General features: G+C 68.6%; 21 protein-coding genes. 15 read left to right on the forward strand and 6 right to left on the reverse strand.

Going from position 1 to position 21,470, the window contains the following annotated elements:
• Position 1 precedes the first annotated feature (1 nt).
• The 3 genes from ACZ50Z_RS07400 (at position 2) to ACZ50Z_RS07410 (ending at position 2,027) form a co-directional block, all read left to right on the forward strand.
• The gene (locus ACZ50Z_RS07400) at positions 2 to 424 is read left to right on the forward strand and encodes a hypothetical protein (protein ID WP_464482954.1); all 423 of its coding nucleotides are present in this window, start codon (positions 2 to 4) and stop codon (positions 422 to 424) included.
• Positions 425 to 576: 152 nt separating this feature from the next.
• On the forward strand, positions 577 to 1,392 hold the full coding sequence (locus ACZ50Z_RS07405) for a hypothetical protein (protein WP_464482955.1): 816 nt from the start codon (positions 577 to 579) through the stop codon (positions 1,390 to 1,392).
• Complete coding sequence (locus ACZ50Z_RS07410) at positions 1,389 to 2,027, forward strand: twin-arginine translocation pathway signal (protein WP_464482956.1); 639 nt, start codon at positions 1,389 to 1,391, stop codon at positions 2,025 to 2,027. The genes ACZ50Z_RS07405 and ACZ50Z_RS07410 overlap by 4 nt, the downstream gene beginning before the upstream one ends.
• Positions 2,028 to 2,083: 56 nt before the next feature.
• Here ACZ50Z_RS07410 and ACZ50Z_RS07415 read toward each other — a convergent pair whose 3' ends face one another.
• From ACZ50Z_RS07415 to ACZ50Z_RS07425, 3 genes are all read right to left on the reverse strand, one after another.
• Positions 2,084 to 2,971, reverse strand: coding sequence for an alpha/beta fold hydrolase (locus tag ACZ50Z_RS07415; RefSeq protein ID WP_464482957.1), 888 nt, complete (start codon positions 2,969 to 2,971; stop codon positions 2,084 to 2,086).
• A 73-nt stretch (positions 2,972 to 3,044) separates the two neighbouring features.
• On the reverse strand, positions 3,045 to 4,439 hold the full coding sequence (locus ACZ50Z_RS07420; RefSeq protein WP_464482958.1) for a WS/DGAT/MGAT family O-acyltransferase: 1,395 nt from the start codon (positions 4,437 to 4,439) through the stop codon (positions 3,045 to 3,047).
• 265 nt (positions 4,440 to 4,704) lie between these two features.
• Entirely contained in the window at positions 4,705 to 5,139 is a 435-nt protein-coding gene (locus ACZ50Z_RS07425) for a nuclear transport factor 2 family protein (RefSeq protein WP_464482959.1), read from the reverse strand.
• A 212-nt stretch (positions 5,140 to 5,351) separates the two neighbouring features.
• Here ACZ50Z_RS07425 and mbp1 point away from each other — a divergent pair, with 212 nt between their 5' ends.
• Entirely contained in the window at positions 5,352 to 5,585 is a 234-nt protein-coding gene (gene mbp1, locus ACZ50Z_RS07430) for a microaggregate-binding protein 1 (protein WP_464482960.1), read from the forward strand.
• Positions 5,586 to 5,736: 151 nt separating this feature from the next.
• Here the strand turns inward: mbp1 and ACZ50Z_RS07435 are convergent, their stop codons facing one another.
• Positions 5,737 to 6,582: an SDR family NAD(P)-dependent oxidoreductase gene (locus ACZ50Z_RS07435; RefSeq protein ID WP_464482961.1), complete on the reverse strand. Its 846-nt coding sequence runs from the start codon at positions 6,580 to 6,582 to the stop codon at positions 5,737 to 5,739.
• Positions 6,583 to 6,776: 194 nt separating this feature from the next.
• On the opposite strand from ACZ50Z_RS07435, the gene ACZ50Z_RS07440 reads away from it, so the two are divergent.
• A complete protein-coding gene (locus tag ACZ50Z_RS07440) occupies positions 6,777 to 7,832 on the forward strand; it encodes an alpha/beta hydrolase (RefSeq protein ID WP_464482962.1) in 1,056 nt (351 codons plus the stop codon).
• 160 nt (positions 7,833 to 7,992) lie between these two features.
• On the forward strand, positions 7,993 to 10,686 hold the full coding sequence (locus tag ACZ50Z_RS07445) for an FHA domain-containing protein (RefSeq protein WP_464482963.1): 2,694 nt from the start codon (positions 7,993 to 7,995) through the stop codon (positions 10,684 to 10,686).
• Positions 10,687 to 10,711: 25 nt separating this feature from the next.
• Here the strand turns inward: ACZ50Z_RS07445 and ACZ50Z_RS07450 are convergent, their stop codons facing one another.
• Positions 10,712 to 10,876 (reverse strand): hypothetical protein, encoded by a 165-nt coding sequence (locus tag ACZ50Z_RS07450; protein WP_464482964.1) that lies wholly within the window; start codon positions 10,874 to 10,876, stop codon positions 10,712 to 10,714.
• A gap of 254 nt (positions 10,877 to 11,130) precedes the next feature.
• On the opposite strand from ACZ50Z_RS07450, the gene ACZ50Z_RS07455 reads away from it, so the two are divergent.
• Genes ACZ50Z_RS07455 through fadD1 form a run of 8 tightly spaced genes read left to right on the forward strand, consistent with a single transcriptional unit; the run spans position 11,131 to position 19,242 of the window.
• On the forward strand, positions 11,131 to 12,309 hold the full coding sequence (locus ACZ50Z_RS07455) for an acyl-CoA dehydrogenase family protein (protein WP_464482965.1): 1,179 nt from the start codon (positions 11,131 to 11,133) through the stop codon (positions 12,307 to 12,309).
• A gap of 21 nt (positions 12,310 to 12,330) precedes the next feature.
• Positions 12,331 to 13,464, forward strand: a complete 1,134-nt coding sequence (locus ACZ50Z_RS07460; protein ID WP_464482966.1) for an acyl-CoA dehydrogenase family protein — start codon at positions 12,331 to 12,333, stop codon at positions 13,462 to 13,464.
• Positions 13,457 to 13,957, forward strand: coding sequence for a MaoC family dehydratase (locus ACZ50Z_RS07465; protein ID WP_464482967.1), 501 nt, complete (start codon positions 13,457 to 13,459; stop codon positions 13,955 to 13,957). Before ACZ50Z_RS07460 ends, ACZ50Z_RS07465 begins: the two co-directional genes overlap by 8 nt.
• Positions 13,954 to 14,409 carry a MaoC/PaaZ C-terminal domain-containing protein gene (locus tag ACZ50Z_RS07470; RefSeq protein WP_464482968.1) on the forward strand — a complete coding sequence of 152 codons (456 nt, stop codon included), beginning with the start codon at positions 13,954 to 13,956 and terminating at the stop codon, positions 14,407 to 14,409. Before ACZ50Z_RS07465 ends, ACZ50Z_RS07470 begins: the two co-directional genes overlap by 4 nt.
• The gene (locus ACZ50Z_RS07475; protein WP_464482969.1) at positions 14,406 to 15,608 is read left to right on the forward strand and encodes a thiolase family protein; all 1,203 of its coding nucleotides are present in this window, start codon (positions 14,406 to 14,408) and stop codon (positions 15,606 to 15,608) included. The genes ACZ50Z_RS07470 and ACZ50Z_RS07475 overlap by 4 nt, the downstream gene beginning before the upstream one ends.
• 2 nt (positions 15,609 to 15,610) lie before the next feature.
• Positions 15,611 to 16,009, forward strand: a complete 399-nt coding sequence (locus ACZ50Z_RS07480; protein ID WP_464482970.1) for a Zn-ribbon domain-containing OB-fold protein — start codon at positions 15,611 to 15,613, stop codon at positions 16,007 to 16,009.
• The gene (locus ACZ50Z_RS07485; RefSeq protein ID WP_464482971.1) at positions 16,006 to 17,601 is read left to right on the forward strand and encodes a flavin-containing monooxygenase; all 1,596 of its coding nucleotides are present in this window, start codon (positions 16,006 to 16,008) and stop codon (positions 17,599 to 17,601) included. The genes ACZ50Z_RS07480 and ACZ50Z_RS07485 overlap by 4 nt, the downstream gene beginning before the upstream one ends.
• A gap of 21 nt (positions 17,602 to 17,622) precedes the next feature.
• A complete protein-coding gene (gene fadD1, locus ACZ50Z_RS07490; RefSeq protein ID WP_464482972.1) occupies positions 17,623 to 19,242 on the forward strand; it encodes a fatty-acid--CoA ligase FadD1 in 1,620 nt (539 codons plus the stop codon).
• 1 nt (position 19,243) lies between these two features.
• Here the strand turns inward: fadD1 and ACZ50Z_RS07495 are convergent, their stop codons facing one another.
• A complete protein-coding gene (locus tag ACZ50Z_RS07495; RefSeq protein WP_464482973.1) occupies positions 19,244 to 20,131 on the reverse strand; it encodes a DMT family transporter in 888 nt (295 codons plus the stop codon).
• Positions 20,132 to 20,367: 236 nt separating this feature from the next.
• On the opposite strand from ACZ50Z_RS07495, the gene ACZ50Z_RS07500 reads away from it, so the two are divergent.
• The gene (locus tag ACZ50Z_RS07500; RefSeq protein WP_464482974.1) at positions 20,368 to 21,465 is read left to right on the forward strand and encodes a ferredoxin reductase; all 1,098 of its coding nucleotides are present in this window, start codon (positions 20,368 to 20,370) and stop codon (positions 21,463 to 21,465) included.
• Positions 21,466 to 21,470: the final 5 nt, after the last annotated feature.

A 21,470-nucleotide genomic window follows, 5' to 3' on the forward strand; every position in this document is an offset into this window, starting at 1 on the left:
AATGAACCGGGTGCGCCGGTGCGTGGCCGGGCTGGTCATGCCGCAACTCATCCTGACCGCTGTGGGAGGGACCGCGGCCGCGGACGCCGACGAGCCGGTCTTGCACCACGTCACCTACACCGTCACCGCGGACCGGCCCGTGAGCGTCGACATCTATTTCCGGGACACCGACCCACCCAACTGGGCCGAATACAGCCACAACCCATACCTATTCAGCCCCAAAGTCGAGGCCGATCTGGGCCCCGGGGGGCGATGGACGCGCGACGTCATGTTGGCGTCCCCCGATCAGTGGGCGATGGTGAGCGTCACCAGTGGATCGGCGTCGGTGGCCCCGCGCTTACGTTGCGAACTGGCGGTGGACGGGGCCGTCGTCATGACCGAGAGCGGCGCCAAGGGGGCGCTGTGTTCGGTCCGGCATTGGTGAGGCGGAGATCCGGCCTGGCGAGCCGAGTGCTCACTGAGCGGGAATCCGGGCCGGAGTCAACCGCTTTCCGGGCTACATTGTCTTCTTCAATCCGCGTTCATTCCCACCCCAGCCCGGTTCCGGCAGCCGGCGGATACCGAGAGAGGACGGCAATGTCTGGCCCGAATTCGCCTTCCGAACTCGACGCCGACCCTGCCACCCTCGCCGAAGCGGAGGCTGAAGCCGCGCGAGCCGAAGCGCTCGCGGCCGCGGCCAGGGCACGCGTACGAGCCATGCGGTCACGCCGGCACGTCGAGGCGAGCGACGATGTGCCATCGAAAACCTCGGAATCCGCCCTCGTCGAGGGGGCCTCAAGCGCCGCAGAGCCGAAAGTTGAACCGGTCTCTTCGGCAATTGTGGACGCCGCTGCCGCAACAACGCCGGATGGCGCCGCGACCGATGCGGGAAGCGTGGTGCCTCAAAGAACGTGGCGCAGGCTCCGGCGCCCCAGGCGAACAACCGTCGCCGTCTGCCTCGCCGTCCTCAGCACGGCAGCGCTTCTGGCCGCAAGCACCATGATGCTGCGACACCAGCAAGACCTTGAGCACAAGCAACAACGCACCGCGGAGTTCACCGCTGCGGCACGACAAGTCGTCGTCACATTGATGTCCATTGACGGCGCCAGCGCCAAGGATGACGTGCACCGAATCATCGACAGCACGACGGGTCAATTCAGGGACGAATTCCAGCGCGCAGCAGACGATTTCGCCAAAGTTGCACAGAACGCGAAAGTCTCCACCAAGACCAGCGTCCAAGGCACGGCCGTCGAGTCGATGACCGACGACACGGCGGTTGTGCTCGTCGCCGCCAGATCCACCCTCACCAATACGGCTGGCGCCGCGGAACAGCCACGGTCCTGGCGCCTGAGCCTCAAGCTGGCCAGGGAAGGCGGGCAGATCAAGATGTCGAGCATGGAGTTCGTCCCATGACCATCGGGCACCTGGAGGTTCTGGACGCCGCGCCAGTTGACAACGCAATAGCGAACGGCGACAACGTGGGTCGCGGCGGTGATATTGCCGGCGGCGACCGGCTCACCGCGGCGAAGTCAGTACCCGCGCGTCGCGGCTGGATACGCCGCGCGATCTCGCGCTGGCCGTTGGTCCTCGTCGGGCTGCTGTTGGTGGGTACCGCCGCGGCCACGGCCACGTTGTACTTCGGGCAGTATCGGGATGGCGAGCAGATCAACGAAGCCGCCGCGAGGTCGGCAATTCGTGCCGCCTCCGACGGGACCGTCGCGCTTCTCTCGTATTCTCCTGACAAGTTGGAGGGCGACCTGGTGGCCGCGAAATCACATCTGACGGGTGAGTTTTTGACCTACTACAGCAAATTCACCGATCAGATTCTGGCGCCGGCGGCCAAAGAGAAGGCGGTCAACACCAAGGCCGAGGTACAGCGTGCGGCGATCACCGAACTGCATGCAGACACCGCCAGGGTGTTGGTGTTTCTAGATCAGACGACGACCAGCAAGGACGCGCCCGAGCCCGTTCAGACCGCCAGTAGTGTCATGGTCAGCCTGGCCAGAGTCCATGGCGCGTGGCTCATCTCGTCGTTCGATCCGGTATAGGTCGCCCGCAACAATGGGCTGTCCGCGGGGGCCGTCCACGGCGACCCACCCTGCAATCAGCCGCGCGAAAGAAACGCAAGCACCGTGCTTTCGAAGGCCTCCTTGGCCTCGATCATCGCCCAGTGCCCGGAGTTGGGGAAGATGTGTAGCTCCGCATTGGGAATGGTGCGCATCGGGATCAGCGCCATGTCCGGTGGGCTCACTCTGTCGTCTCGGCCCCAGGTCAGCAAGGTCGGCGCGGTGAGCTTGTGCATGACCGCCCACGGCAGCGGCCGGTCGGACGCGGCCAGCGCGGCGTTCATACCGGCGAACGCCGCTTTGCCGTACATGCGGCGCGCCGCGGCCAGGGTGTCGGGGTCGGTGGCCAGCTGCCAGCGCTCCTCGATCAGCTGCTCGGTGACCAGCCCCTGGTCGTAGACCATCGATTTGAGCCAGTCGACCAGACGCTGGCGCGTCGGATCCTCGACGAATTCCTGCAGCAGCCGGATGCCCTCGCTGGGGCTGGGGCTGAAGATGTTGGTGCCGATCCCGCCGATGGTCACCAGCCGTTCGACGCGCTCGGGATTGTGGGTGGCGAAGTTGATGCCCACGCCGCCGCCCATCGAGTTGCCGACGATGTGCACCTTGGCGACGCCGAGCGCATCCAAGAAGGGCGAGACGGTGGCGAACGCGCTGACCATCGGGTGGCCGCCGAAGTCGTCGCTGACTCCGAAGCCGGGGAATTCCAGGATCAGGCAGCGGAACCGCTCGGCGAAGGCCGGCAGTACCCCGCGGAAGTTGCGCCACCCGGTGACGCCGGGCCCGGACCCGTGCAGGAACAGCAGCACCGGGGCGGAATCACCACCGCCGCTGTCCCCAGTGTCGTAGTAGCGCAAAGCGCCTTTTTCCGTGCTGATTTCACGCAGGTCCTGCTCCGCGAGAGTCTGTCCAGAAGTGTCTGCCACGGATGTCACCCTGCCATGCCACGGCCCCGAGGGGGGACGGGGTTCCGCTGAACGGGCCAGCAAAGGGTTCGGGTCAGGTTCGGCCGCGGACCGGCGCGTTCGAATTCATCAGCTCGTCGAGGGCGACGGGGAACGCGTCGGCCAGGTCCCACAGGTCGGGCACGAGGTCGGGGCAGGAAATGATGCCGACGCCGAGCCGGCCGCCCAGCGACATGACGGTGATGTTGAGCCCGGCGCCGGCGATGATCGGTCCCAGCGGGTACATCGCGTCGAGCCGGCAGCCCAAAAAGTAGAGCTGGTCTCGCGGTCCGGCCACGTTCGACATCACCAGGTTGTGCGGCGGCTTCTCGGGCAACCGGATGCGGGGGAGCAGTTTCATCGCGGCGCCGAACATGGTCTGCCCAGCCACTTGCGTCCAGTCATGCAGCAGGGTAGGGCCCATCGCGGCGGAGTGGTCCTTGGCCGCGGCGTTTCCGCCGGCAATGCGGGTAAGGCGTTCGACGGGGTCGGCGATGTGGGTTTCGAGCCGGCACAGCATCCAGGTCGTCTGGTTGCGGCCCGGTCGAGTCGACTTGCCGTGCACGGACACCGGCACGCTGGCGACCACCGGGATGTCCGGCAGGGCATCGCGGTCGGAGAAGAACTGGCGGAGCGCCCCCGCGCACATCGCCGTCACCACGTCGTTGACGGTCACGCCGAACCGTTGTTTGACGGTTTTGACATCGTCGAGGTCGACGCTGGCCAGGGCGACGTTGCGGCGCCGGGTGAACCGGCCGTTGAACGCCGTGGGCGGCGCCGCGAACGGCGCGGCCATCGTGCGACCGCCACCGCGGGCGCGCAGCACCGTTTGCGCCAGCGTGAGCGCCGTGGCCGGCACCACCCGGGCCAGCCGCCACGGCCGCAGCGCCGCCCCGATCAGCCCGCTGGCCGCGATCTGCAGGGGGTTCGCCGCGCCGGTGCGGGCGGCAGGCTCCGGCGGCGGGCCGTCGGGCGCGGGGCTGCACAACTGCGCGAGCAGGTTGGCTCCGCCCACGCCGTCGATCACCGCGTGGTGGGCCTTGAGCACGACGGACAGCGCGTCGCCGCCGCGCAGGCCTTCGATCACCCACATTTCCCACAGCGGGCGATCGCGATCGAGCGCCAGACCGGCGACGTGGCCGCAGATGTCCGCTAATTCTTCGGGTCCGCCGGGCGAGGGCAGGGCGACGTGGTGAAGGTGGCGAGCCAGATCGAAGCGGTCGTCGTCCACCCAGACCGGATGGTCGAAGTTCAGTTGGTTGTCGGCCAGCTTGAGGCGGAATTCGGGCACGGCGTCCACCCGCGCCGCCAGCGCCTCACGAAAGCGCGCGAAGCTGTAGCCGCCGGGCATGGTCGTGGGGTCGAGCTCCAGCACGCAGCAAACGTTCAGCGGCTGCGTCGGGGATTCGAGGTACAGAAAGAACGCATCTAGCCCACTGAGTCGTTGCATACCCGCTCGTCTCTTGTGTGCGGCTCTGACCGCTGGTCACCTGACCATCGGTCATCCCGGGCCTCGCGAGGGAACGCACCATCGGGGCGACCGCAAGTTGTTGGTGTGACACTTGTCTGTAGCCGGTGAGGGGCTTCCGGCAAACATCACGCCGGTGCGCGGATCGAAGTCGCCGCCGCGTGGACGGCTCGCCGCGGCCCCGGCGCGGCACGAAAACCATACGCGGCCAACGGTATTGGATGGGTTGCGACGACGTCCGGGTGCGCTACCGGGCCATCGCCGAGTCGGGCGCGGCCCAGTCTGTCGACACCTGGCGGTGCTTGATCAGCCAGGTGTCACCGTCGGGCACCAGGGTGTCGCGGTAGCGGCCGCAATGGTCGAGCCCGATATGAGTGACCACGGTGAAGTAAGACTTGACGCGCGCCCGGCCGGGCTCGAGTTCGGTGAACAACACGTTCGCGACGTTATGGCGCACAATCGGTTTGACGCCGACGTCGACGGCGATCTTTCCGGTGACACCGCCGAGGAACTCCGCGATCGCCGATCGCCCGCGCAGTGGCTCGAAACCGCGGATCTCGAGGACGCCGTCCCGGCAGAACGTCTCCGCGAGGCCGTCGAGCGCGCCCGCGTCACCGGACCAGTTGTAGCGGGCCAGGGTGTCGCGGATGTGCTCACGGGCCTTTAGCTCCCACATTTCCACTGTTACGGCTCCTCCCGCCGCGGACCGGGTCGCCACGCTATCGAGTGACCAGCGTAACCGACACGCCGGGGCACTCCGGTGGGGCCTGACCAAACACACTGAACGGCAAAGTAATTAGCGCTGTGGCGAAGGTGACTTTCGACCGAGGTTTTGGGAACCGACCGGTTGGGCAATAAACGCTGAGCAGGACACACGACACGGAGGGAATACGTATGTCGGACAGGAGCGGTCCCGAGGAAGCCATCGAAGGCGTCGTCGAGGGAGTCGAGGGCAAGGTGAAGGAAGTCGCCGGCGCGGTCGCCGGACGCGACGACCTGATGCGCGAAGGCCAGGCCCAACAGGACAAGGCCGATGCGCAGCGCGAGGCCGCGCAGAAGGAGGCTGAGGCCGAAAGCGCCCGAAAGGCCGCCGATATCAACGAAGCACGCCAGAAGGCCGAACAGTAGCGGCGATCGGTGGTGGCCCGGTCACGTGCGTGGCCGGGCCACCACTTTAGGCGGCCCGTGTCTTTGTTCCCGTCGATGTTCGCCGATCGGCAGTCCGACAATCCGGCCAGATTCCGCCCCGCACAAGCGCTTTGAGGACGCCCGCAGAGACTCAGGGATCGACCGGCCGATTCGTCCACGCGCGGCCGGGCCGGCGCGACGAGCGGAACCATCCGCCGGCCGCACCGGTGCCGCCGTCGGTCGCGATGGTGTGACCCGTGACGAACGCCGACAGATCCGAGGCCAGAAACAGGATCACGCGGGCCTGATCTTCGGGCAGACCCATCCGGCCGACCGGGACCCACTGCGGCCATTGCGCCTGCTCGTCGGGCGAAAGCCATTGCGAGTAGGGCACTTGCAGGGACTCGGTGACGTCGTGGGCGATCGCATTGACCCGTACGCCGTGGTGGCCCACTTGCACGGCGAGGCTGCGCGTGAACCCGATCAGGGCCGCCTTGAACGCCGCATACACCGGATCCTCCGGATAACCGCGCAGCCCCTCAACCGACGAGACATTCACGATCGCACCGGCGTGCCGGTCCACCATGGCGGGCAGGAACGCCCGGGTGAGCAGGAAAACGTGGTGCAGGTTGACTTGGTACAGCTCATCCCAGAGCTGCGGGTCAGTGTCGACGAAGTCTCCGGGGTGGCGCAGCCAATGGCCCACATTGTTGACCAGGACGTCGACCCGGCCATACCCGTCCAGGACGGCGCGGGCCAGGCGGGCGACCTGGTCGGGATCCCGGACGTCGGTGACGACGGACCGCGCGGCGCCGCCGGACGCCGTGATTGCGTCGGCAGTCGCGCCGGCCAACTCGCCATCGATGTCCGCGATGACGACGTGCGCACCGTGCCGGGCGAAAAGCCGCGCGGTGGCCGAACCGATGCCGCCCCCGCCGCCCGTGACGACCGCCACCCGGTCGGCCAGCAAAAAGTCGGAGCGCTCTGCGTGTGTCATCGCTCATATCTTGGGCCATTCGGCAGCCCGGACACAGCCGGTCGGGCCGAAATCAGGCCGCGCGGCAACCGCGATCGCGATCAACGAGTGGTACCCATCTCCGCCGCCGGCAAACGTGACGCACGCGACAGTTGCTGCGCGCGGGGCCAACGGGTACGCCGGGTACCCGGTGTCCACTTAGGAGTTGATGACACATGGTGAGCACAATCGATCCGGCCCACATCTTGCCGAGCGTGGCGACGACACGGCGCATGCACCATGGGCATAGCCCGCAGTCGGTCGCGGTGTCGCTCGCCAGCCGCCTGATCGTGAAGAACGCGGTCCGCGCGTGGGCGATGACGCCCAACCTGCACTGGCCGTTCGAGTACGTCGACGCGCTGGCGGGCATGTTCCCCCGTACCGGATCTGCGGCGCACACCGAATCGGTGCGGCTCGAGCACTGCGCCGCGGAGTGGATTCGCGCTCCCGGCGTCTCTGGGGACCGGGCGATCCTGTATCTGCACGGCGGCGCGTTCCTCACGTGCGGCCTCAACACGCACCGCTCGATGGTTACCCGCTTGTCCGAGGCGGCCGACGCCCCTGTGCTCGCCGTCGCGTACCGGAAGTTGCCCACGCATCAGATCGCCGATGCCATCGACGACGGGGTCGACGGCCTGCGGTGGCTACAGGATCGCGGCTACGACGGCGATCGGGTCGTCGTGGCCGGCGACTCGGCCGGGGGATACCTGGCGTTCATGACCACGCTGTTGGCGATTCGCGAGGACGTCATGGAGCCGGCCGGGGTCGCGGCCGTCTCGCCGTTCACGGATGCTGACCCGGCGCGAAAACTCAAGCACCGCAACGCACGCAAGTGCTCGATGTTCACCCGCCGCGCCTTCTCGAGGTTCGCCCAGTACCTCGGCGACGCACAGGTGGTGGAAGGTCGGGAAGAGTCCACGGTCGCCTCGCCGGTGGATGCTGACCTGTCGTCGCTGCCGCCGGTCACCATTCACGCGAGCGCGGACGAGTTGCTGCTCGCCGACGCCGAGCTGATGGCGAAGCGCCTGGAAGCCAGCGGGATCCGGTGCGATCTGCACCTCTGGGATGGGCAGATTCACGACTTCCCGTTGGCGGCCGACATCCTGCCCGAGGGCAGGCGCGCCATCAAATACCTCGGCGATTTCGTCAAGGACGTCACCCCGACCGCGGACGCGGCCCGGAGTAAGGCGCGCAACGCGCGCCGCCTGCGCGGCGCCGCGGCGGCCGGTTGAAAAAGACGAAACTAATTGTGCTGCAGGGCAATTCGGTGGGCGGCGCCCTTCTTAGATTTCGCGCGCTGTCGTCGTTGCCCAGCGTTGCCGCGCGCGGAAGGCGGCGGCCGGGAACCAACGGCGCGCCCGACCCGCAGCGCGGCCGTTACAGTTGGTCCTGATGAGCCCACCAGCCCCGCCTGCGCTGACCGTGCGCTACGAGGGAGCCGAGCGCACCTTCGCGGCAGGCAACGACGTAGTGATCGGGCGTGACCTTCGCGCGGACGTCCGTGTCGCCCACCCCCTGATCTCCCGCACCCATTTGATCGTGAGGTACGACCAGGGTCGATGGATCGCCATCGACAACGGCAGCCTCAACGGCCTTTACGTGAACAACCGCCGCGTGCCCGTCGTCGACATCCAGGACGACCTGCGCGTCAACGTCGGCAATCCCGACGGCCCGGCGCTGACCTTCGAGGTCGGCCGCCACCAGGGTTCGGCCGGGCGGCCGCCGCTGACGACGTCGATACCGATCGTCAGCGCGGCCGGCGGGCCGCTGGTGGGGGTGGCGCAGGGCCCGCCGACCGGCACGCAGCGTCCCGCCCAGCCTCAGCAGCCGGCGTCGGCCTCGTTCCGGCACCCGGTGCACCCACCCACCGCCACACAGCCCGGCCAGTCACCGAGCGGACCCATCGGGAGCCAGCCGCCCAGCGGGCCGACCCCGAGCTATCCGTCGGGGCCACAGCCCCGCTACCCGACCAGCGGCCCCCTGGCCGCGCCGCCCAGCGCGCCCCAGCCGGCGCCGCAGATCTACCGGGCGCCATCGGCGCACGCGGCCCCGCCCACCGCCGCGCAGCCGGCGGCCTCCCAGACGGGCCGCATCGGCGGCGACTCGTCGGTCATCGCGACCTCGATGATGAAGATCCTGCGGCCGGGCAAAGCCGGGCTGGACGTGCCCGGCGCGATCAAGATCGGGCGCGCCAACGACAACGACATCGTCATCCCCGAGGTGCTCGCGTCGCGCCACCACGCCACCCTGGTCCCGGCGCCCACCGGCACCGAGATCCACGACAACCGCAGCATCAACGGCACCTTCGTCAATGGCGCCCGGGTCGATTCGGCCGTGCTGCACGACGGCGACGTCGTCACGATCGGCAACATCGACCTGGTCTTCCATGACGGCACCCTGGCCCGTCGTGACCAGACCGCCACCGCGACCCGGACCGGTGGCCTCGACGTGCGCGGGGTGACCTGGACGATCGAGAACAACAAGACGCTGCTGGACAACATCTCGCTGACCGCGCTTCCCGGGACGCTGACCGCGATCATCGGGCCGTCGGGCGCCGGCAAATCGACGTTCGCCCGGCTGGTCGCCGGGTACACCCACCCCACCACGGGCACGGTGGCGTTCGAGGGCCACAACGTCCACGCCGAGTACGCCTCGTTGCGCAGCCGAATCGGGATGGTGCCCCAGGACGACGTGGTGCACGGCCAGCTGACCGTCCAGCAGGCGTTGATGTACGCCGCCGAGCTGCGTCTGCCGCCGGACACCACCAAGGACGACCGCGCCCAGGTGGTGGCCCGGGTGCTCGAGGAACTCGAGATGACCCAGCACCTGCACACGCGGGTCGACAAGCTGTCCGGCGGCCAGCGCAAGCGCGCGTCGGTGGCGCTGGAGCTGCTCACCGGGCCTTCGCTGCTGATCCTCGACGAGCCGACGTCCGGGCTGGACCCGGCGCTGGACCGGCAGGTGATGACCATGCTGCGGCAGCTGGCCGACGCCGGCCGGGTCGTGCTCGTCGTCACCCACTCGCTGACCTACCTGGACGTGTGCGATCAGGTGTTACTGCTCGCCCCCGGCGGCAAGACGGCGTTCTGCGGGCCGCCCAGCCAGATCGGTCCCGCCATGGGCACCACCAACTGGGCCGACATCTTCAGCACCGTCGCCAACGACCCCGACGGCTCCCGGGCGCGCTACCTGGCGCGGACGGGCCCACCTCCGGCGCCGCCGCCGGCGGAGAAACCCGCAGAACTGGGCGACCCCTCACACACCAGCCTGTTCCGCCAGTTCTCGACGATCGCCCGGCGCCAGATGCGGCTGATCGTCTCCGACCGCGGCTATTTCGTGTTCCTGGCGTTGCTGCCGTTCATCATGGGTTCGCTGTCGATGTCGGTGCCCGGCGACGTCGGCTTCGGCATTCCGAACCCGATGGGCGCCGCGCCCAACGAGCCGGGTCAGATCCTGGTGCTGCTGAACGTCGGCGCGGTGTTCATGGGCACCGCGCTGACCATCCGCGACCTCATCGGGGAACGCCCGATCTTCTTGCGCGAGCAGGCGGTTGGCCTGTCCACGTCGGCGTATCTGCTGGCGAAGGTGTGCGTCTACACGATCTTCGCGATCGTTCAGTCGGCGATCGTGAGCATCATCGCGGTACTCGGCAAGGGAGCGCCCACCCAGGGTGCGGTCGCGCTGGGCAAGCCCGGCCTGGAATTGTTCGTCGACGTCGCGCTGACGTGTGTCGCCTCCGCCATGCTGGGGCTGGCGCTGTCGGCCGTCGCCAAGTCCAACGAGCAGATCATGCCCCTGCTCGTGGTGGCCGTCATGTCGCAGCTGGTGTTCTCCGGCGGGATGATTCCGGTGACCGGCCGGGTGGGCCTGGATCAGATGGCGTGGGCCACGCCCGCCCGATGGGGATTCGCGGCGTCGGCGTCCACCGCCGATCTGACCAAACTCGTGCCCGGCCCCCTGACGCCGAAGGATTCGCACTGGCAGCACACGCCGGCCACGTGGTGGTTCGACGTCGGCATGCTGGCGCTCATCAGCGCCGTCTATCTGGGTTTCGTGCGCTGGAAGATTCGCCTCAAGGGGGGCTGATCCCGCGCGGCGGGGGTCGCGTCCGTCAGGCGCCTTTGCGGACCACTTGGTCGGCCGCGGCGCGCATGCGGTCGGACAATTGCAGCAGATTGTGCTCGGCTACGCCCAGCGGCAGGGTGTATGCCAGCTGCCTCAGCTCGACGGCGTAGTTGCGCAAATCTTCGCGGAGGCGCGTCTCAACAGTGGGCATGATTTCTCCCTCGGGCTAGGGCAGAGGGCCGGGTCCGCGTCGACCAACCGATTCGAAAATCTTCGCAGTACTCGGCCGAATCCGCCAGAGCGTCGACGGGTTTTAACGGGGGTTTGACAGTGGATTTACAGTCCGGCCCCCGGCCGTTCGCAACGGACCCGCTGCGGAATGCCACGCGTGAACTCACGCCGGCGTTACGCTGGCGCTGCTCGATGTAAGGCCCTCGAGGCTCCGAGAAAGGCACAGGCGCGGGAATGGATTTCGAACTCGACGCCGGGCAGCACGCCTGGCTGGCCGAGGTCCGCGAATTTCTGCACGACAACGTCACGCCCGCCCTGCGCGCCGAGCTCGCCGCGCACGACCTGGAATTTCCGGACGGCGAGGTGGCGCGCTTCCGCCGCAAGATCGGCGCCAAGGGCTGGTTCGGGCTGAACTGGCCGCGGGAGTACGGCGGACTTGGGCTCGGCGCCGTTCACCTGCACCTGTTGATGAGCGAATTCGAATACTGGGGTGTGCCCGGACCCGACCTGACCGTCACGTCGGTGGCGCCGATGATCATGCGGCACGGCACGGAGCGGAACAAGAACGAATGGCTGCCCCTGATCGCCCGGGGCGAAATGATCTGTGCGGTCGGCTATTCCGAGCCCGAGGCCGGTACCGACCTGGCGAGCCTGCGGACCAGCGCGACCCGTGACGGCGATCAATGGGTGATCAACGGGACCAAGATCTGGAACAGCGGCGCGCAGCGGGCGACGCACGAATGGCTCTGCGTGCGTACCGATCCGACCGGTGCCCGCCACCGCGGCATCTCGGTCATCATCGTCGGAATCGACAGCCCGGGCATCGAGATCCGCCCGCTCTACGCGTGGTCGGGCTACCGCACCAACGAGGTGCACTTCCATGACGTGCGAGTGCCGGCCACCAACCTGGTCGGCGAGGTCAACCGCGGCTGGACCTACATCACCGGCGCGCTCGACCTCGAACGCGGCGCCCTGACCAACGCCGGGGACCTGCGCCGCGCCGTCGAGGAATTGCACGACCTTTCGCGCAGTCCGCGCCGGGACGGGACGGTCCCCGCCGACGACCCGGCGCTTCGCCGTCGCCTGGCGCAGGCCGAAGCCGACGTCGCGGTGGCCACCCTGATGGGTTATGAGGCGGCGTCGATCCTCGACAGCGGCGTCATCCCGACCGTCGAGGTGAGCGTCGAAAAGGTGTTCACCAGCGAACTGCGGCAGCGCATCGCCGCCCTGGCCCTCGATCTCCTCGGCCCGGACGGCCTGCTGGCGCACCGCAGCGAACAGGCCCCGCTGGCCGGCAAATTCGAGCGGCTCTACCGGGCCGCCCCGCTGATGCGTTTCGGCGGGGGCACCAACGAGGTGCTTCGCGACATCATCGCCCAGCGTGGCCACGGGATGCCCTCCTATGGACGCTGACTCCGAACCCGCACACCACCGATGAAGACGATTCCCACCGCCGAACAGCGCGAGTTCGCCGCGGCCTTGCGCGCCCTGCTGGCCGCCGAAAACCCCGTCAGCGCCGTGCGCGCCCTCGACCAACCAAGCGCGGACCGCCGCACACCGGCGTTGTGGAAGGCGCTGGCCGACGCGGGTGTCTTCGGCCTCGCCGTCAACGAGGAGTACGGCGGCGCCGGCGGCTCGCTCGACGACCTGGCCGTCTTCTACACCGAAGCCGGTCGCGCGCTGTGCCCGACGACGGTGCACGGCAGCGTGCAGGCCACCCTCGCCGTCGACCAGTTCGGTTCCCCGGATACCAAGGCCGCATGGCTGCCGCCGCTCGCGTCCGGGCGCGTCCGCGCCACCACCGCGCTCTGGAACGCCCGCGACGCCGCGCTCGTCGCCCCGCCGCTGCGCGCCGAACCCGCCGCGAAACGCTGGCGGCTCAAGGGAACCGCGGATTACGTCGCCGACGCCGACGTCGCCGATCTCATCGTGGTTTCCGGCGCCTCCTCGCGGGACGGCGCCGAACGAACCCTGGCCTTCGTCGTCGACGTGCACGCCGGCGGCGTGACCTTCGAGCCGCTCGACATGGCCGGTGCGCACCGAGCATTTACCGTGCGCTTCGACGACGTGGTCGTGCGCGACGATGCCGTTCTCGACGGCGTCACCGCGCCCGGATTGCGCCGGCTGGCCAACACCGCCGTGGCGCTCGGATCGCTCGACCTGGTGGGGGTCGGGCAGGCGGTGCTGGACCGCACCGTCGACTACACCAAGCTGCGTCATCAGTTCGGCCGGCCCATCGCCTCGTTTCAGGCGGCCCAGCATTTGATCGCCAACATGCACATCGCCCTGGCGGCCGCGCGATTGGCGGCGCATGCGGCGGTGTTCTGGCTGGGGCGCGGCCACACGGCGAGCAGGGAGACGGCCGTCGCGCGCATGCACGCGGCCACGGCCGCCCGGCTGATCACACTGGACGCCCACCAATTGCACGGCGGGATGGGCTATGTCACCGAGACGGACCTGCATTTGTGGAGTGAACGGGCCCGCGTCGGTTCGACGCTCGGCGGCGGCGCCGACGTCGCCGCGTCGTGGCTGCAGGAGAGCATGCACGAGAGGAGCGCCGGTGAGTGAGGACAGCTTGATCGACGCCGAGTCGGCCGCGCGGGTGGGCACGGTCGCCGCGTCGGCGACCGGTGAGGTGAACCGGCGCGACTGGCAACGGTGGGCGGCCGCGGTGGGCGAGGACAACCCGTTGTATTTCGACCCGGAGTACGCCCGGGCCAACGGCTTTCGCGACGTCATCTGCCCGCCCCTGTTTCTGCAGTACGCGATCCTCGGGGTGTCGCGGCTCGAGTCGCTGCGCCCGGATGGATCCTCCGGTGCGGTCTCCGGCGGCCTCGCGTTTCCCCGTGCCCCCAAGCGGATGGCCGGCGGGGAGAGTTTCACCTTTCACCTGCCGGCCTACCACCGCGACGAAATCGAGATGGTCCGCACGATCTCCTCGATCGTCGAAAAGCAGGGCCGCTCCGGCAGATTCGTCCTCGTCACCTGGCACACGGTGTACCGCAACCAGGACCGCGAGCTGCTGGCCGAGGCGACGACGTCGATGATCGCCCGTCCATGACCGATCAGCAACCGTACTATGACGACATCGCCGTGGGCGACCGCATCCCCACGTTGACGGTCACCGTCGATGAGACCCAGATGTTCTTCTTTTCCGCCGCCACGTACAACGGCCACCGCATCCACTACGACAAGCAGTGGGCCCGCGACACCGAAGGATACGACAACGTCCTGGTCCACGGTCCGCTGCAGGCGGCGCTGCTGGCCCGCGCACTCGGGGACTGGATCGGCGGGCGGGGGCGGCTCGTGACGTTCTCGGTGCAAAACCGGGCGATCGCCTATCCCGGCGAGCCGCTGAGTTTCGGTGGCACGGTCACCGGCAAACGCTTGGGCGACAATGTTTTTAGGGGAGCCGGGTTGGTGGATCTGGACATCGCCGGGCGGCGCGACGACACGATGCTGATGCCCGGCACCGCCACCGTCGCGCTGCCGCGGCGGGGGAACCAGACATGAGCGGGCTGCGGGGCGAGGCCGCGATCGTCGGCATCGCCGAGCTACCGGCCGAACGGCGTCCCACCCGGCCGGCGCTGTTCACCCTGGATCAATACGCGCTGCTGGCGAAAACGGTGATCGAGGACGCCGGTGTCGATCCGGGTTGTGTCAACGGCCTGCTGACCCACGGCGTCGCCGAGTCGGCCATGTTCGCCCCCGCTACCCTGTGCGAATACCTGGGCCTGGCACTCGATTTCGGTGAACGCGTCGACCTGGGCGGTGCCACCGCGGCCGGCATGATCTGGCGGGCGGCGGCCGCCGTCGAACTCGGCATCTGCGAGGCCGCCTTGGCCGTGGTGCCGGGCTCCGCCTCGGTCCCGCAGTCCGAGCGGCGGCCGCCGCCCGATCCGAACTGGTATGGCGCCTCCTCTAACAACTACGGCTCGCCGCAGGCCGAATTCGAGATCCCCTACGGCAACGTGGGCCAAAATGCGCCCTACGCGCAGATCGCTCAGCGGTACGCGGCCGAATTCGGTTACCACCCCGCCGCGGTCGCCAAGATCGCCGTCGACCAACGCACCAACGCGTGCGCCCACCCCGGCGCGGTCTTTCACGGCACCCCGATAACGGTGAAGGACGTGCTGGACAGCCCGATGATCGCCGACCCCATCCACATGCTGGAAACGGTGATGCGAGTGCAGGGCGGAGCAGGGGTGCTGATCGCCAACGCCGACATCGCGCGCCGCGCCCGCCACCGCCCCGTCTGGATCACCGGATTCGGCGAACACATCGCCTTCAAGACCCCCACCTACGCGGAGGACCTGCTGTCCACACCCATCGCACGCGCCGCCGAACGTGCCTTCGCGATGGCCGGGCTGAACCGCTCCGATGTCGACGTCGCCTCGATCTACGATTGCTACACCATCACGGTGCTGATGACCTTGGAGGACGCCGGGTTCTGCGCGAAAGGCAAGGGCATGTCGTGGATCACCGAACACGACCTGACCCATCGCGGGGAATTCCCGCTCAACACCGCGGGCGGGCAACTGTCCTTTGGCCAGGCCGGGATGGCCGGCGGCATGCACCACGTGGTCGACGGCGCGCGCCAGATCATGGGACGCGCCGCCGGCGCGCAGGTGCCCGACTGCCACACCGCGTTCATCACCGGCAACGGCGGCATCATGAGCGAGCAGGTCGCGCTGCTCATGCGGGGCGATTAGCGATGAGCCGGCCCATCCCCGAGCCCACACCCGTCTCCCAACCGTTCTGGGACGGCCTGGCGCAACACCGGATCCTGGTGCAGTACTCGCCATCGCTGCAGCGCCACGTGTTCTACCCGCGCACCCTGGCCCCGGGAACCCTGGCCGACGACCTGGAATGGCGCGAGATCGACGGCGCCGCAACGCTGTACACCTTCACCATCGCGCGCCGGCCCACCGGCCCGCCCTGGGCCGACGCGCTGCCGCAGCTGCTCGCGGTGGTGCAGTGGGACGCCGGCCCCAAATTCAGCACCGAGCTGATCGACGTCGAGCCCGGTGACATCCGGATCGGGATGCGCCTGCGGCCGGTGTTCTGCGATCTCCAAGACGGCGTCACGTTACTGAAGTACCGGCCCGCATGACCGAGGCGAGCGACGTCATCGTCATCGGCGCCGGGTTCGCCGGGCTCTACGCCGTGCACCGCGCCGCGTCGGCGGGCCTGTCGGTGACCGCCCTCGAGGCCGCGCCCGACGTGGGCGGCACCTGGTACTGGAACCGCTATCCGGGCGCGCGTTGCGATGTCGAAAGTGTGGACTACTCCTACTCTTTCGACGACGAACTGCAGCGCAGCTGGCAGTGGACGGAACGCTTCGCCGCCCAACCGGAGATCCTGGCCTACCTTCGGCATGTCGCCGACCGCTTCGACCTGCGCCGCCACTACCGGTTCGGCGTCGACGTCGTCGCCGCGGCCTTCGAGCGGGGCCGTTGGCAGGTCGACACCGCGACCGGCGACAGCCATGCGGCGCGGTTCCTCGTGTGCGCCACCGGCTGCCTGTCGGCGGTCAACCGGCCCAATATCCCCGGCGTGGCGAACTTTACGGGCGAGGTGTACTTCACCGCCGCGTGGCCGCGCGAGGATCCGGATCTGCGCGGCAAGCGGGTAGGGCTCATCGGCACGGGATCGTCGGGCATCCAGGTGGCCCCGATCATCGCCGCCCAAGCCGAAAACCTGGTCGTCTTCCAGCGATCCGCCAACTACACCATCCCGATGCCCAACCGGCCCTGGTCGGCCGACGAACAGCGGCAGATCCAGGAGCAATACCCCCAGCGCCGCCGCGCCTCCGCCTACGCGACGTCGGGCACACCGCACGGCACCTACCACAAGAACGCCGTCGACACCGACCCCCGGGAGCGGGCCGAGGCGCTGTGGAAGCGCTGGCGCGAGGGCGGCGTCCTGTTCGCCAAGACCTTCCCCGACCAGACCAGCGACCCGGCCGCCAACGAGGTCGCCAGGAAGTTCGCCGAGGAGCGGATCCGGGAAATCGTCACCGATCCCACGGTCGCAACCGATCTCATCCCGGTCGATCACCCGATCGGCACCAAACGGATCTGCACCGACGACGGCTACTACGCCACCTTCAACCGCGACAACGTGCGGCTGGTGAACCTGCGCCGCGAGCCCATCGAGGCGATCACCGCCGACGCCGTGCGGACCGCGGCGGCGACGTACCCCTGCGATGTGCTGGTGTTCGCGACCGGGTTCGACGCCATGACCGGGGCGTTGACCAGAATCAACCCCCGCGGGCCCGGGGGAGAGCGGCTGCGCGACATCTGGTCCGACGGCCCCGTCACCTTTCTCGGCCTGATGGTGCCGGGCCTGCCGAACTTGTTCACGGTCAGCGGGCCGGGCAGCCCGTCGGTCCTGGCAAATATGGTGCTGCACGCCGAAGTTCAGGTCGACTGGGTCATCGACCTGGTGCAGACCGCCCGGCGACTCGGCGTGAGCGAGGTCGAACCCCGCCGCGACGCCGCCGTCGCATGGACCGAGCAGGTGGCCGAGGCGGCCGAGCGGACGCTGTTCCCGAAGGCGGCATCGTCGTGGTACCTCGGCGCCAACATCGAGGGCAAGAAGCGGGTCTTCATGCCCTACATCGGCGGCTTCGGTACCTACCGGCGGCACTGCGACGACGTGGCCGCCCGCAACTACGCCGGGTTGGTGTTCACGACCCGATGACGTCACAGAGGAAGTGAGACAGTGCTGGAGACGGTTCAGCAGCTCTTTCGGCAGCGCAGGCAGGAGGACACCCCGGCGATCGCCCACGGCGGCCGGACGTGGACCTGGCGCGAGCACGTCGCCGAAGCCGAGGCCGAAGCGGCGGCACTGATCGGGCGCGCCGATCCCACCCGGCCGCTGCATGTCGGTGCCGCACTGGGCAATTCACCGGCCATGCTGCGCGCGATGGCCGCGGCCGCGCTCGGTGGCTACGTCCTGTGCGGCCTCAACACGACCCGCCGCGGACCCGCGCTGCTCGCCGACATCCGGCGCTCCGACTGCCAGATCCTGCTCGTCGACCGCGATCACCTGCCCTTGCTGGAGGGGTTGGATCTCCAGGGAATCCAGGTCTTCGACGTTGGCGGGACGAGTTACGCCGATGCGGTCGCCGCGGCCCCACCGCTGATTCCGCACCGCGAGGTCGCCGGCCCCGACACGTTCATGATGATCTTCACCTCCGGGACGAGCGGTGACCCCAAGGTGGTCCGGTTCGCGCACGGGATGGCCATCATGTGCGGTGCCAGCCTGATCTTCCAGTACGACGTCACCGCCGCCGACGTGTGCTATCTGGCGATGCCGCTGTTTCACTCCAACGGCGTCGCCGCCGGCTGGGCGGTGGCCGTCGGCAGCGGGGCCACCATGGTCCCCGCCAAGTTCTCGCCGTCCCGCTTCCTGGCGGACGTGCGCCGCTACCACGTGACCTACCTGAACTACGTCGGCAAGCCCCTGGCGTTGATCCTGTCCACCCCGGAACGCCCGGACGACGCCGAGAACACGCTGCGCGTGGCCTACGGCAACGAGGCGACCGATCGCGATATCGCCGAATTCGCACGGCGTTTCGGTTGCCGCGTGGTGGATAGCTTCGGATCCAGCGAGTTCGCGGTGATCGTGGTGCGCGAGGACGGCACCCCGCCCGGGTCCATCGGCAAGCCGTATCCCGGGGTGAGCGTCTACAACCCGACGACGCTGACCGAATGCGACGTCGCGACGTTCGACGCGCACGGGGCGCTGACCAACTTCGATGAGGCCGTCGGCGAACTCGTCAACACCGCGGGCGCGGGGCCCTTCGTCGGCTACTACAACGATCCTGGCGCTACCGCCGAGCGTATGCGGCACGGGATGTACTGGTCGGGCGATCTGGCCTACCGGGATGCCGACGGCTGGATCTATCTGGCCGGCCGGACCTCCGATTGGATGCGGGTGGATGGTGAGAACCTGGCGGCTGCACCGATCGAGCGCATCCTGGCGCGACTGCCCGCCATCAGCCAGGTCGCCGTGTACGCGGTTCCCGACGACCAAGTCGGCGACCAGGTGATGGCCGCGGTGGTGTTGCGCGCCGGGGCGGACCTGGCCCCCGACGAGTTCGAGAAGTTCCTGGCGTCGCAGCCCGACCTGTCGCCCAAGGCGTGGCCGCGCTACGTGCGCATCAACGACCAGCTGCCCGCGACCGCGACCAACAAGATCCTCAAGCGCGCGCTCATCGCCGAGGGCGTCGGCGCGGCGGGCGGGGTGCTGTGGGCGCGGCCCCCGCGCGGCACCACGTACGCGTCGGCGGCGCAAAACGCCTGCGGCAGCGGGGGATCCACCATCGGGCGCGCCTGAGTCAGAGGCCTGAAACGGGGGAAGACTCAGCGGCCTCGGTGGGTCCGGGCGCTTCCCCGAACCGCGCCAGCACCAGTGTCGCGGATACCGCGACGGCGAATCCCGCGATCACCAGCCAGCCGAGCCCGTCGCGCGCGGTGTCACCCAACCACACCACTCCGACGAACGCGGGCGCGACGGTTTCGCCGACCACCATCCCCGCGACCGCCGTGGTCACAGATCCGCGATGCAAGGCAGAGGTGAGCAGCAGGAATCCCGCGGCGCCCCCGGCGGCCGCCGCGTAGAGGGCGGGGTTGGTGTAGAACTCGCGCCTGGTGGGATCGAACACATCGATGAGGCGAACGGCGACCTCGACGACGCCGAAGCCACTTCCGGCACCCAGACCCAACGCGAGCGCACGCGCGCGATCGGGCAGACGACCGGCGGCGGCACCGGCGATGAATATCGCGGCCACCACGCCCAGCAGCCCCCAACCGAGCCCGGCCGGGGCATGTCGAAAGTGCCCGGGTCCGGCGGCCAGAGCGAGGACGACGAGGCTGGCACAGACCACGCCGACGGCCACCCACTCGGCCGCGGACAGTCGCGCCGACAACACCGAAGCAGCCGCTACGCCGGTGACCGCGATCGAGGCGGCCAACGCCGCCGCGACGACGTAAATCGGAACCAAGCGCAGCGCGGCCACCTGAAGCAGGAACCCCGCGACGTCCAGGCCGACGCCGACCAGGTAGCGCCACTGCCGGACGGCTCGCAACAGCAACACCGTGTCGACGCCCGACCCGCTACCCGCTTCCACCGATCGTGTCCCGGCCGCTTGCAGCACGGTCGCGGTGCCGTAGCAGACCGAGCAGCCCAACGCGAGGATGAAGCCGATCAGCACACTCACAGACAATAGGCGTCGCCGTGCCCGCGCGGCCGCTCAGCGCCCAGCACTGAACAAATGTTTGGGCGCCGGCTGCCGAGGGCACGTCTGACATTGCGTCTCTCGCCGGCCCGGGACCGCCCCGACCATCGCCAGTGAACGAATATGCGATGAGACGTTTTGCATTGCGCATATGTCAAACGTTGTGCTGCAACGATATTCAGATGAATGTTTAGCGTCGGTGTACATCTGTGTACTCTCGGGCTATGGCTGAACGCGGCGCCCAGCCCCACGTCCCCCGCGGACGTCGGATGTTCCTGCGGGCGGTCCGCCGCCTGTTCAGCCCGCTGCAGCCCGACGACTACCTCGAGATGATCAACCCGCTGTGGACCACCAAGGAGCTGCGCGGAAAGGTCGAGCGCGTCGAGCCGCAGGGCTCGGATGCCGCCAGCGTGCTGATCAAACCCGGCTATGAATGGCCTGGTCACAAGCCCGGACAGTACGTGCGGCTCGGCGTCGTCATCGACGGGGTCTACCACTGGCGCGCGTATTCGCTGACGTCCGACCCGGTGCCCGAAGACGGGCTGATCAGCGTGACACCCAAGAAGGTGGACGGCGGCGTGGTGTCGCCGTATCTGGTGCAGCGCATCCAACCAGGGGATCTGGTCCGGCTCGGTGAGATCGAAGGCGTGTTCACGCTGCCCGACCCGCTGCCGCCCAAGCTGCTGTTCATCAGCGCCGGCAGCGGCATCACGCCCGTGATCAGCATGCTGCGCAGCCTCGACCATCGCGGCGCATTAGGGGACGTCGTGGTCATCCATTCCGCCCGCACACGCGAGCAGGTGATGTTTTTGCCCGTCCTCGAAGACCTCGACCGCCGCCACCCCGGCCTGCGGCTGGATTTGCGCCTGACCTCCGAGCGTGGCCGACTCAAGCCGGACGACCTGGACGAAGCCTGCCCGGACTGGCGCGAACGCGAGACCTTCAGCTCGGGTCCCGGCGACATGCTCGACGCACTGATCGAACACTGGGAAGGCGGCGCCGACCGGGACCGGCTGCACTTCGAACGCTTCCAGCCCAAGATCGGCGGCGACGCCAACGCCGGCGAGGGCGGCACGGTGTGCTTCCTCGACAGCGAGAAATCTGTCGAATGTGACGGCGGCACATCGATTTTGGAGGCGGGGGAGAAAGCCGGCCTCAACCTGGCCTACGGCTGTCGAATCGGCATCTGCCACACCTGCGTCGGGACGCTGAAGTCGGGCAAGCTGCGTGACCTGCGCTCAGGTGACGTCATCGAGCCCACCGAACAGGACGTCCGGATCTGCATCAACACCGCAGAAGGCGACGTGAAACTCGAATTGTGATCGAA

It is taken from the genome of Mycobacterium sp. NTMscope_MAC_269, assembly GCF_976985695.1.

Bases quoted from the DNA above. Each gene is read 5' to 3' on its own strand.
- ACZ50Z_RS07455 (WP_464482965.1), top strand. From the start codon at position 11,131: ATGGATTTCGAACTCGACGCCGGGCAGCACGCCTGGCTGGCCGAGGTC.
- mbp1 (WP_464482960.1), top strand. From the start codon at position 5,352: ATGTCGGACAGGAGCGGTCCCGAGGAAGCCATCGAAGGCGTCGTCGAG.
- ACZ50Z_RS07400 (WP_464482954.1), top strand. From the start codon at position 2: ATGAACCGGGTGCGCCGGTGCGTGGCCGGGCTGGTCATGCCGCAACTC.
- ACZ50Z_RS07470 (WP_464482968.1), top strand. From the start codon at position 13,954: ATGACCGATCAGCAACCGTACTATGACGACATCGCCGTGGGCGACCGC.
- ACZ50Z_RS07485 (WP_464482971.1), top strand. From the start codon at position 16,006: ATGACCGAGGCGAGCGACGTCATCGTCATCGGCGCCGGGTTCGCCGGG.
- ACZ50Z_RS07460 (WP_464482966.1), top strand. From the start codon at position 12,331: ATGAAGACGATTCCCACCGCCGAACAGCGCGAGTTCGCCGCGGCCTTG.
- ACZ50Z_RS07420 (WP_464482958.1), bottom strand. From the start codon at position 4,439: ATGCAACGACTCAGTGGGCTAGATGCGTTCTTTCTGTACCTCGAATCC.
- ACZ50Z_RS07475 (WP_464482969.1), top strand. From the start codon at position 14,406: ATGAGCGGGCTGCGGGGCGAGGCCGCGATCGTCGGCATCGCCGAGCTA.
- ACZ50Z_RS07410 (WP_464482956.1), top strand. From the start codon at position 1,389: ATGACCATCGGGCACCTGGAGGTTCTGGACGCCGCGCCAGTTGACAAC.
- ACZ50Z_RS07500 (WP_464482974.1), top strand. From the start codon at position 20,368: ATGGCTGAACGCGGCGCCCAGCCCCACGTCCCCCGCGGACGTCGGATG.
- ACZ50Z_RS07445 (WP_464482963.1), top strand. From the start codon at position 7,993: ATGAGCCCACCAGCCCCGCCTGCGCTGACCGTGCGCTACGAGGGAGCC.
- ACZ50Z_RS07480 (WP_464482970.1), top strand. From the start codon at position 15,611: ATGAGCCGGCCCATCCCCGAGCCCACACCCGTCTCCCAACCGTTCTGG.
- ACZ50Z_RS07435 (WP_464482961.1), bottom strand. From the start codon at position 6,582: ATGACACACGCAGAGCGCTCCGACTTTTTGCTGGCCGACCGGGTGGCG.
- ACZ50Z_RS07450 (WP_464482964.1), bottom strand. From the start codon at position 10,876: ATGCCCACTGTTGAGACGCGCCTCCGCGAAGATTTGCGCAACTACGCC.
- ACZ50Z_RS07405 (WP_464482955.1), top strand. From the start codon at position 577: ATGTCTGGCCCGAATTCGCCTTCCGAACTCGACGCCGACCCTGCCACC.
- ACZ50Z_RS07440 (WP_464482962.1), top strand. From the start codon at position 6,777: ATGGTGAGCACAATCGATCCGGCCCACATCTTGCCGAGCGTGGCGACG.